The organism is Saccharopolyspora sp. NPDC049357, from assembly GCF_040677225.1.
In the GTDB taxonomy this organism is placed as follows: domain Bacteria; phylum Actinomycetota; class Actinomycetes; order Mycobacteriales; family Pseudonocardiaceae; genus Saccharopolyspora.
Genome location: NZ_JBFAQJ010000049.1, coordinates 37343 through 47663, shown reverse-complemented (window position 1 = coordinate 47663; position 10321 = coordinate 37343). Strand labels below are relative to the sequence as shown.

The 10321-nt window shown below is 71.7% G+C and carries 7 protein-coding genes; 1 reads left to right on the top strand and 6 read right to left on the bottom strand.

Features of this window, described 5'->3' with window-relative positions; genetic code table 11:
* The 3 genes from AB0J91_RS28850 to AB0J91_RS28840 form a co-directional block, all read right to left on the bottom strand.
* Nucleotides 1-706 (bottom strand): crotonase/enoyl-CoA hydratase family protein (locus tag AB0J91_RS28850; protein WP_363875050.1); only part of this gene is annotated, 706 nt, incomplete at its 3' end.
* Between the two features lie 282 nt (nt 707-988).
* Nucleotides 989-2578 (bottom strand): BCCT family transporter, encoded by a 1590-nt coding sequence (locus tag AB0J91_RS28845; protein ID WP_363875047.1) that lies wholly within the window; start codon nt 2576-2578, stop codon nt 989-991.
* A 424-nt stretch (nt 2579-3002) separates the two neighbouring features.
* Nucleotides 3003-3413 carry a hypothetical protein gene (locus tag AB0J91_RS28840; protein WP_363875044.1) on the bottom strand — a complete coding sequence of 137 codons (411 nt, stop codon included), beginning with the start codon at nt 3411-3413 and terminating at the stop codon, nt 3003-3005.
* A gap of 264 nt (nt 3414-3677) precedes the next feature.
* Between AB0J91_RS28840 and AB0J91_RS28835 the strand changes: the two genes are divergently transcribed.
* Nucleotides 3678-6620: an FAD-binding and (Fe-S)-binding domain-containing protein gene (locus AB0J91_RS28835; RefSeq protein ID WP_363875041.1), complete on the top strand. Its 2943-nt coding sequence runs from the start codon at nt 3678-3680 to the stop codon at nt 6618-6620.
* A 4-nt stretch (nt 6621-6624) separates the two neighbouring features.
* Here the strand turns inward: AB0J91_RS28835 and AB0J91_RS28830 are convergent, their stop codons facing one another.
* Genes AB0J91_RS28830 through AB0J91_RS28820 form a run of 3 tightly spaced genes read right to left on the bottom strand, consistent with a single transcriptional unit; the run spans nt 6625 to nt 10312 of the window.
* Nucleotides 6625-8049 carry a gamma-aminobutyraldehyde dehydrogenase gene (locus AB0J91_RS28830; RefSeq protein WP_363875038.1) on the bottom strand — a complete coding sequence of 475 codons (1425 nt, stop codon included), beginning with the start codon at nt 8047-8049 and terminating at the stop codon, nt 6625-6627.
* Entirely contained in the window at nt 8049-8993 is a 945-nt protein-coding gene (speB, locus tag AB0J91_RS28825) for an agmatinase (protein WP_363875035.1), read from the bottom strand. The genes AB0J91_RS28830 and speB overlap by 1 nt, the downstream gene beginning before the upstream one ends.
* Nucleotides 8990-10312, bottom strand: a complete 1323-nt coding sequence (locus tag AB0J91_RS28820; protein ID WP_363875032.1) for an NAD(P)/FAD-dependent oxidoreductase — start codon at nt 10310-10312, stop codon at nt 8990-8992. Before AB0J91_RS28820 ends, speB begins: the two co-directional genes overlap by 4 nt.
* Between the last annotated feature and the right edge of the window lie 9 nt (nt 10313-10321).

Genomic DNA, 10321 nt, shown 5'->3' with positions numbered 1-10321 from the left:
CGAACACCTCTCGGAAGACCGCGAAGTTCAGCGAGAGCCGCTGGAGGCCCGCAGGCGTCGCACCCCGCCCGCGCCCTCCCGAACGCGCCAGGGAGGTGGCGCGGACCGCGAGCGGCCCGTTCTCGGCGATCCGCGCGGCCAGCGCGCGGGCCTCGTCGAGAGCGTGTCCCGGTTCGGTGAGGGCGTTGATCATGCCGTGCTGGTGAGCGACCTCGGCCGTGAGCGGGTCACCGGTGAGCGCGACCTGCATCGCCAGCTGGTAGGGCAGCGTCTTGGGCAGTCGCAGCAGCCCGCCCGCGGCGGCGACCAGCCCGCGCTTGACCTCGGGCAGCCCGAACTTGGCGTCGCGGGCCGCCACGATGAGGTCCGCGCTGAGCGCGAGCTCGCAGCCACCCGCCAGAGCCCAGCCTTCCACCGCCGCGATCAGGGGCTTGGTCGGTGGCTTCTCGGTGAGGCCGCCGAACCCCCGGCCGGGGATGCTGGGCCGTTCGCCGCGGGTGAAGGCCTTGAGGTCCATCCCCGCGGAGAACGTCCCGCCTGCCCCGGTGAGGATGGCGATGGTCAGGTCCGAACGCGATTCGAACTCGTCGACGGCGGCGGCGATCCCGTCGGCGACCGAGCGATCGACGGCGTTGCGGGCCTCGGGGCGGTTGATCGTGATCAGGGCTACCCCGTCGGCGAACTCCGTGAGGACGCTGTCGGTCATGGTGTCTCCTTCACTCTGCTGTACCGCACCCGAGCATGCGTCGCCGTCGATCAGTCGGCAAGGACCTAGAAGCCGTTGAGGAATTGCTTTGCTTGGCGGTGCAGGTAGCGGAAACCCCCGAACGGGAAACCGCTGCGGCCCTCCTGCTCCGGGTGCACCGACTCATGTATGCCAATACACCACGTCGGCGCGTCCTCACAGGAGAACCACCTCAGAACCCGCAGCGGTGCCGGCTGAGTCCCACACCTGAAACAGCGGCTCCGCCGCAATCCTGAACAGGACCTAGTGCAGCGTCTGCGGTGTTCGCTCCTCGGCCGGTGCCGGTGCCGGTGCCGGTTCGGCGGGTACGGGCGCCTGGCGCGGAACGAACTCCGTGGTCAGGTCCTTCCAGAAGCCGACGGCGACGCCGATGAGGATGAGCAGGAACGGTGCTGAGCTGACGATCACCATCTGCTGCAGCGAGTCCAGGCCGCCCGCGGCCAGCAGGGCGATCGCCGCCGCGCCGGTCACCGCGCCCCACAGGGCGAGGATCCAGGAGGGCGGGTTCTCGGTGCCCCGGCTGGTCAGCATGCTGAGCACGAAGGTGTTGGCGTCGGCGCCGGAGATGAAGAACAGCACGACGAGCACGATCGTCACGAGCGAGGTCACCGTCGACAGCGGCAGCGACTGGAGGGTCGCGAAGAACGCCGAGTTCTCGTCCCCGGCCGCGGCCACCGCGATCTTGGTGCTGCCGACCAGATCGCTGTGGATCGCGGTGCCGCCGAAGGCGGTGAACCAGAGGGAGAACACCACGCTGGGCACCAGCAGCACGCCCACGACGAACTCCCGGATCGTGCGGCCTCGCGAGATCCGGGCCAGGAACACGCCCACGAAGGCCGCCCAGGACAGCCACCAGGCGAGCATGAAGTAGGTCCACGTCTGCATGAAGTCCAGGTCGCCGTTGGCGGGGGTGATCAGGCTCGTCGACACCAGCTCGCTGACGTAGCGGCCGATCGACTGCACGTAGAGGTCGACCAGGTAGATGGTGGGCCCGACGACCAGGACGAACACGAACAGCAGCGCCCCCAGTCCCATGCTCGTCTCGGAGAGGAACCGGATCCCGCGCGCGACGCCGGTCAGCGCCGAGGCGGTGAACAGCAGCGTGATGACGGCGATGATCCCGAACTGCACCGGCCGGGAGTCGGGGATGCCGAACAGGGCGGTGAACCCGCCGTTGATCTGCAGGGCTCCCAGCCCGAGCGAGGTGGTGGTGCCGAACAGCGTGGCCAGGACCGCGAACACGTCGATCGCCCCGCCCGCGACTCCGTCGACGCGACGGCCGAGCAGCGGCCGGAACAGTGCGCTGACCAGCCCGGGACGACCTCGGCGGAACATCGACCAGGACATCGCGAGGCCGACGACCGCGAAGATGCCCCAGGCGTGCAAGCCCCAGTCGAAGAACGAGAACTGCATCGCGGTGACCGCCGAGCCCGGCGTCATCGGCTGCGCCAGGTCGTGCGGTGGCTCCGCGAGGTGGGAGATCGGCTCGGTGACGCCGTAGGAGATCAGGCCGATCCCCATCACCGCCGAGAGGATCATCGCGTACCAGGTGACGCGGCGGAACGCGGGCCGCTCGTCGTCGCGGCCGAGGCGCAGGCTGCCGTACCGGCTGCACGCGAGGAACGCCAGGAAGGCCAGGAACCCGAGCGAGACCAGCAGGTACGCCCAGCCGAAGCCCCGCGTGATGCCGTCGAGCGCGGCGGAGCCGACCCGCGACAGCGAGTCGCCGGCGGCGGCGCCCCACACGGCGATCGCCAGCGCCAGGGCGAGCGAGACGTACAGGACCGGTCCGGGCCGCCGGTGATCGGGCGACGCGGTGGGTGATTCAGACAATCGGTGACTCCGTGAAATGGGGAAACGACGGTGGGGCGACCTGTTGCGGGCACGCGTGATGCCGTCGCGGGGAAGAAGACCGTGACGCCGGGACCGACATGACGCTCGTGCTTCGGAAGTGGTCTCCGTGACTGGGTCGGCGGCGTGGGGACGGGGTTGGGCCGCTGCGCGGGGATCACCGGCGGACGCGTGCGCTGCGGTTTTGGGATGTTGCCGTTGCTCGCAGCATCGGCGACGACGTTCGCGCTGGTCAAGCTCGCCGGGAGCGGGAAGGGAGCTTACCGGCCAGGACGAGCCCTCAGGCGCGCGGGGCGGTCTCCGGCCGCGGCGTCGAACCCGCCTTGGAACCGGGCGCACACGCCCGGTGACCGGGTCGGAACACGCGGTGTTCCGAGAGCGGAGCACCTGCCGGGTCGCGCCGGCTTCAGCTCCGGCGGATCTCCCTGCCGTGGGCCACGAGCGCGTAGATGACCACGACGTCGAGCACGATGACGATCGCCGACCACAGCGGGTAGGCCGAGAAGAACGCGATGTTGGCCAGCAAGCTCAGCGCGGCCAGCGCGATCGCCAGCACCTTCGCCCAGGTCTTTCCGCTCATCACGCCGATCCCGGCAGCGGCCAGCACCGCGCCCATGACCAGCAGGCCCATGCCCACGCCTGCGACGCTGACCTGCACCGACGTCCCGGAGGACGCCACGTACATCGAATCCGAGCGCGTCAGCGCGGTCAGCCCGTTGATGAACTGGACGATCCCGACCGCCACCAGCACGAGCGCGCCGAAGTAGATCCATCCGGCCCATCCCGTGCGAGCGGGGTGGGCTCCACGCGTAGCCATGGCGGGCTCCTCCACGGTCGGTTCCCGGCGGGCGGACCTGGACGGTCGGCCGCCGTTCGCCTCCACGATGTCCACCGCGGCGTGGAGTCCACCAGGGCCGAAAGCCCTGGGCGGGCGCTCGCGCCGCGCCGGTTCGGTCCACTGTGGAGTGCTGTTGTCGACACGCTCCGCCATGACTTCTCCGGTGCTGTGCGGGAGAGTCGGTACCGTGCAGCACGGTAGCCACCCGCGACCGCTTCTCGTCCGCGCGAAGGGACTCGACGCATGACCGATTCCGCCGGCTCTCCGGTGCCCGCCACCGAGACCCCGCAGCGAGGTGATGTCAACAGCGGCAGCGCTCCGGAGTCGACGTTGCTCCGAGCGCTCGCGGACGCCGGTGTGCCGGCGGATGCCTCACCTCGCCGGCGTGCCGAGTACTCCTACGACGCCTCCAACTACCGCGTCGAGCCGCTGGCGGTCGTGTTCCCGCGCACCGTCGAGGACGTGGTGGCAGCCGTCGAAGCGTGCCGGGCCACCGGGACCGCGATCATCGCCCGAGGCGGCGGGACCTCGATGGCGGGCAACGCCGTCGGCCCCGGGCTGGTCCTCGACTTCTCCCGGCACATGGACCAGGTGCGCGCGATCGACGAGGACGCCGGAACGGTCGACGCGCAACCCGGCGTCGTCCTCGCCACGCTGTCGCGCGAGGTCGAGCGCGGCACCGGCGGCCGCCGCACGTTCGCGCCCGATCCCTCCTCGAAGAACCGCGCCACGGTGGGCGGGGCGATCGGCAACGACGCGTGCGGCAACCACTCCGTGCGCTACGGCCGCACCTCCGACCACGTCGCCGAGATCGACCTCGTGACCTCGGACGGCGCGCGGCTGACGGCCACCGAAGCAGGTCTGCGCGCCACCGACCCCGCCGACTCCTTCTCCGCAGCGCGAGCGGACGCCCTCATCGCCTCGTTGGCCGCGCTCGCCCAGGAGCACCTGAGCGCGTTCCGCCTCGAACTCGGCCGCATCCCCCGGCAGGTCTCCGGCTACCACCTGGAGAACCTGCTGCCGGAGAAGTTCAACATCGCTCGCGCGGTCGTCGGCTCCGAAGGAACGTGGGCCGTGGTGGTCGGCGCGCGCATGAAGCTGGTGCCGAAACCGGCCAGCGCGCTGCTGGTCTGCCTCGGCTACCAGGACGTGGTCGACGCCGCCCGCGACGTCCCGACGATCCTGGAGTTCTCCCCGGCCGCGGTCGAAGGCACCGATGAGGCCATCGTCGCCACGATGCGCCACCGCCGGGGTCCCGACTCGGTGTTGGGGCTGCCCGAGGGCCAGGCGTGGCTGTTCGTGGACCTCGACGGCGACGACCCGGAATCGGTGCGCGCCCAGGCGGACCGGCTGCTCGACCGGCTCGGCCAGAACGGTCGGCTCGTGCAGGGCCGCAAGGCCGCCGACCCCGCTGAGCGCGCGTCTCTGTGGCGGGTCCGGGAGGACGGCGCGGGCTTGTCCTCCCGCCTGGCCTCGGGCGGTGAGTCCTGGCCCGGCTGGGAGGACGCCGCCGTGGCCCCGGAACGGCTCGCCGACTACCTCGCCGATCTCCGCGAACTCCTGGCCGAGCACGAGCTCACCGGGGTGATGTACGGCCACTTCGGCGCCGGCTGCATGCACATCCGCATCACCTACGACCTGCGCACCGAGGAGGGGCGCCGGGTCTTCCGCGAGTTCACCCGGCAGGCAGCGGAACTCGTCGTCCGGCACGGCGGTTCGCTCTCCGGCGAGCACGGCGATGGCCGCGCCCGGTCCGAGCTGCTGTCCATCATGTACTCACCGGAGGTGATGGCCGCCTTCGCCGAGTGCCGAGAGCTGTGGGACTCCGCGGGAATCCTCAACCCCGGTTCGATGACCGATCCCGACCCGATGGACGGCCACCTGGCCCTCGCCGGTGTGCCGGAACGCCAATGGCGCACCAGCTTCGAGCTGAGCCCGGCCTCGGCCGGGCGGGATCCGTGGGTCCACGCCGTGCAGGGGTGCATCGGCGTGGGCCGGTGCCGCGCGGACGCCGGGGGAGTGATGTGCCCGAGCTTCCGCGCCACCCGGGACGAGAAGGACTCGACGCGCGGCCGCGCCCGCGTGCTGCAGGAAGTCGTCCGGGGCGCCCGCACGGTGGAGGAGGGCTGGCGGTCGGAGGAGGCCCGGGAGGTGCTGGACCTGTGCCTGTCGTGCAAGGCGTGCGCGACCGACTGCCCGGCGGGCGTGGACATGGCCACCTACAAGTCGGAGTTCTTCGACCACTACTACCGCCGTCGCCGCAGGCCGCGCTCCCACTACTCGCTGGGCTGGCTGCCGCGCTGGTTGAAGCTGACCGGCCGCGTCTCGGGTCTGGTCAACGCGGTCCTGGCGACACCGCTGGCCAAGGCCGCGGCGGCAGCGGGCGGGCTCACCACCAAGCGCGCGCTGCCCCGGTTCGCCGGTGCGGGGGAGTGGCGCCGCGAGATCACCGACGCCGGAGCCCGGGGTTCGGCGGTGCTGTTCGTCGACACCTTCACCCGGGGGTTCCGGCCCGAGGTCGCCGGTGCCGCCGCCCGCGTCCTCGGTGACGCCGGTGAGACCGTCGCGTGCTCGGCGGACGCCTGCTGCGGTCTGACCTGGATCTCCACCGGCCAGCTCGGCACCGCCAAGCGCCTGCTCGCCAAGACGGCCGCCGCGCTCGACGACGGCACGGACCGGCCGATCGTCGTCGTCGAACCGAGCTGCGCCGCCGCGCTGCGCAAGGACCTGCCCGAACTCGTCCACACCGAGCAGGCCAGACGCGTCGCCTCCCGCGTGCGCAGCTTCGCCGCGCACGTCGCCGACCGGGTGTCGGGAGGCTGGGTGCCGTCGCCGGCACGGCCCGCGCCGCAGCGGGCCGTGCTCCAGACGCACTGCCACGAGCACTCGGTGTTCGGAGCCTCCGCGCAGCGCAGAGCGCTCGAGGCGGCCGGGGTCGGCGAGGTCGTCGATGCGACCGGATGTTGCGGCGTGGCCGGGAACTTCGGCTTCGAAGCCGAGCACTACGACGTGAGCATGCGCGTCGCCGAGAACGCCCTCGCACCGGCGCTTCGGGACACGGGCCGCGACGACGCGGTGCTCACCGACGGCTTCTCGTGCGCTCGGCAGGTCGAGCAGCTCGCCCCGTCCAGGCCCGGGCTGCACCTCGCCCAACTGCTCGACCCGGGCCCGACCGGAACGAAGTAGCGCCTCAGGCGAACTCGTGCATGACGTGCTTGATCCGGGTGTAGTCGTCGAGGCCGTACTTGGAGAGATCCTTGCCGTAGCCGGAGTGCTTGAAACCGCCGTGCGGCATCTCGGCGACCAGGACCATGTGCGTGTTGACCCAGACGCACCCGAAGTCGAGGTCGGCCGTCAGGCGCTGGGCTCGGCCGTGATCGGTCGTCCACACGCTGGAGGCCAGCGCGTAGTCGACGTCGTTGGCCAGGCTCAGCGCCTCCTGCTCGTCGCGGAAGGTCTGCACGGTCAGCACCGGGCCGAAGATCTCCTCCTGCACGACCTCGTCGTGCTGGCGCACGCCGCCGATCACGGTGGGCGCGAAGAAGAACCCGGCGTCCCCGACGCGATGGCCGCCGGTGAGCACCCGGGCGTGGTCCGGCAGCCCGTCCACGATCGCCCGCACCCGGTCCAGCTGCGCGGCGTTGTTCAGCGGACCGAACGCGGCGTCCACGTCGGACGGAGGCCCGCAGCGCCGCGCGGTCGCCCGCTCGACGAGCTTGGCGGTGAACTCCTCGGCCACCGATTCCTCGACGAGCACGCGGGTCGCGGCGGTGCAGTCCTGGCCCGCGTTGAAGAACCCGGCATCGGCGATGCCCTCGGCCGCTGAGTCGAGGGAGGCATCGGCGAAGACCAGCGCGGGAGCCTTGCCGCCGAGTTCCAGGTGCACCCGCTTGACGTCCTGCGCCGCGGCTCGGGCGACCTGCTGCCCGGCACGCGTCGAGCCGGTGATCGACACCATCGCCGACACCGGGTGGGACACCACCGCGCGGCCGGTGTCGCGGTCGCCGCAGACCACGTTGAGCACGCCGGGCGGGAGGATCTCGGCGGCCAGCTCGCCGAGCAGCGCCGCGGTGACCGGCGTCGTGTCGGCGGGCTTGAGCACCACCGCGTTGCCCGCCGCCAGGGCGGGCGCCACCTTCCACACGGCCATCATCAGCGGGTAGTTCCAGGGCGCGACCTGACCGACCACGCCGACCGGTTCGCGCCGCACGTACGAGGTGCGCCCCGGCGCGTACTCCGCCGCCGCCGATCCGTCCAGGACGCGTGCCGCGCCGGCGAAGAAGCGGATCTGGTCGACCGAGGCCGCGACCTCCTCGGTGCGGGTGGCCTCCACCGGCTTCCCGGTGTTCTCGGACTCGGCCGCGACGAACTCATCTGCCCGGCGCTCCAGCTCGTCCGCCAGCCGCAGCAGGAGGCGCTGCCGCTCGGCCGGAGTGCTCAGCTTCCAGTCCCGGAACGCGCGCTCCGCCGACCGGTAGGCGGCGTCGACGTCGTTCTCCGAGGACAGCGGGGCGTTGCCGAACACCTCGCCGGTGGCCGGGGCGATCAGGGCGGTCGTCCGCCCGTCTTCGGCCGGGACCGACTTGCCGTCGACGACGTTGTGAACCGCGCGCATCAGGCACCTCCGCCGGGCAGCACGCTGAGCAGCTCGTAGGCGACGTGAGCCGCCGCGATCCCGGTGATCTCGGCGTGGTCGTAGGCGGGCGCCACCTCCACGAGGTCGGCGCCGACGAGGTTGAGACCGTCGAGGCCGCGCACGATCTCCAGCAGTTCGCGGCTGGACAACCCGCCCGCCTCGGGAGTGCCGGTGCCCGGCGCGAAACCGGGGTCGAGCACGTCGATGTCGACCGACACGTACACCGGGCGCGTGCCCAGCCGGGTCCGGATCCGCTCGATGATCGTGTCCAGCGGGGTCCTGGCGAAGTCGCGGCAGTGCACCGCGGCGAAGCCCATCCGCTCGCTCTCGTCGAGGTCCAGCCGCGAGTACAGCGGGCCCCGGATTCCCACGTGCATCGAGTGGTCGAAGTCGATGAGCCTCTCCTCGGCGGCCCTGCGGAACGGCGTGCCGTGCGTGTGCGGAGCGCCGAAGTAGGTGTCCCAGGTGTCCAGGTGCGCGTCGAAGTGCAGCACCGCGACCGGCCCGTGCCGTTCGTGCTGCACGCGCAGCAGCGGCAGGGCGATGGTGTGATCGCCGCCCACGGTGAGCAGGGTTCGCCGCGTGCCCGACAGGTCGCGGGCCGCGGTCTCGATGGTGCTGATCGCCTCGTCGATGTCGAACGGGTTGATCCCCACGTCGCCGGCGTCGGCGACCTGGCGCACCGCGAACGGCTCGGCGTCCAGAGCCGGGTTGTAGGGCCGCAGCAGCCGGGAGCTCTGCCGGACGTGGTTGGGCCCGAACCGGGCACCCGGCCGGTAGCTGACCCCGGTGTCGAACGGCACGCCCCACACCAGCGCATCGGCGTCGCCGACCTCGCTGAGCCGGGGGAGCCGGGCGAAGGTGGTGTCTCCGCCGTATCGGGGGACGCGGGTGGCGTCCACCGGGCCGATGGGTTCGGTCACTTCCTGTCTCCTTCGGACTGGGCGGCCACGATCTCCGCGGCGGCGCGCTTGCCGGACTCGATCGCACCGTCGATGAACGCCCGCCACCGGCGAGCGGTGTGCGAACCGCCGAAGTGCACCCGGCCTTCCGGTTCGCCGACGGCGATCTCGTACCGCGCGAACTGGCCGGCCCGGAACGTCGCCCAGGTTCCCCTGTTGAACTCGTCGTTGACCCAGTCGTGCGATTCCGAGGCGATCACCTCGGCGCCCGGAGCGAACTCGCGCACCGCGCGCTGCACGTCGCCGAGGTCGGTGGCGTCGACCCGGTCGTGCTCCGGGGCGAAGCACACCAGCACCACACCGTCGTCGGTGCTGCCCATGGCGCCGACGTAGTCGAAGCTGGTGCCCCAGCCGAAGCCGCTGATCTCGGGGTCGACGCCGCGGGCCAGCGCCCACACCTTCTGGCCCTGCCCGGCGTGGTTCTCCTCGCTGATCGCCCGCTTGGCGGGTGTGAGCGGTGGGGTGAACTCGATGTCGCGCCACACGCCGACCGGGGTGGTCATCAGCACCCGGTCGGCTCTCGCGGAGCCGCCGTCGTGCTCGACGGTCACGCCGTCGGCGTCGGCGCTGACCCTGCGGACCGGGCTGGACAGCCGCAGCTCGGCGGCAGCGTCCGCGCGGATCGCCTCGGCCAGCGACACCGTGCCCTCGGCGAAGGTGTGGCCGAGCACGCTGGCCTGCACCATGCCCCACAGCGAGTTGTCCATCGAGGACAGCCACCGCAGGATGTCCAGCGCCGACCCCGTTTCCTCGCTGGCGTTGGCGCAACCGCAGAACCACGAGATGAGCAGTTCCCGGGCGTTGCCGGTCAGGCCCGCGTCCTCGGCCCACTGCCGGATCGGCACGTCCAGATCGGCGAGGTCCTGCTCGGACAGCGGGCGTTGCGGGTCGAGCCGGGAACCGGCTTCGACGAGAGCGCGCAGCGCGTGCTCCAGCGCGCCGTACTGCTCGGGCGGGACCGGGAGCAGCGAGTCGAGCACCTCGCCGTGGTCCGACCAGGTCATCCGGCCGGGAAGTTCGCTGTCGACGACCGGGATGCCGTAGCGTTGCACCTCGCCCCAGACGTGGGTCTGCTGCGGGACGATCCAGGTGCCGCCCATCTCCAGGCCGAACCCCCCGAGCGCGTCCGGCCGGTACCAGGTCGATCCGCCGATGCGGTCCCTGGCCTCCAGGATCAGCACGCTCTTGCCTGCTTCCCGCAGATCGCGTGCGGCGGTGAGCCCGGAGAACCCGGCGCCGACGACGATGACGTCGAAGTGGTCCATCTCTTGCTTCCTCATCTTCAGGTG

Coding starts and splice junctions, on each gene's coding strand:
- AB0J91_RS28840 (WP_363875044.1), bottom strand. CDS start 3,413: ATGGCTACGCGTGGAGCCCACCCCGCTCGCACGGGATGGGCCGGATGG.
- AB0J91_RS28835 (WP_363875041.1), top strand. CDS start 3,678: ATGACCGATTCCGCCGGCTCTCCGGTGCCCGCCACCGAGACCCCGCAG.
- AB0J91_RS28830 (WP_363875038.1), bottom strand. CDS start 8,049: ATGCGCGCGGTTCACAACGTCGTCGACGGCAAGTCGGTCCCGGCCGAA.
- AB0J91_RS28820 (WP_363875032.1), bottom strand. CDS start 10,312: ATGAGGAAGCAAGAGATGGACCACTTCGACGTCATCGTCGTCGGCGCC.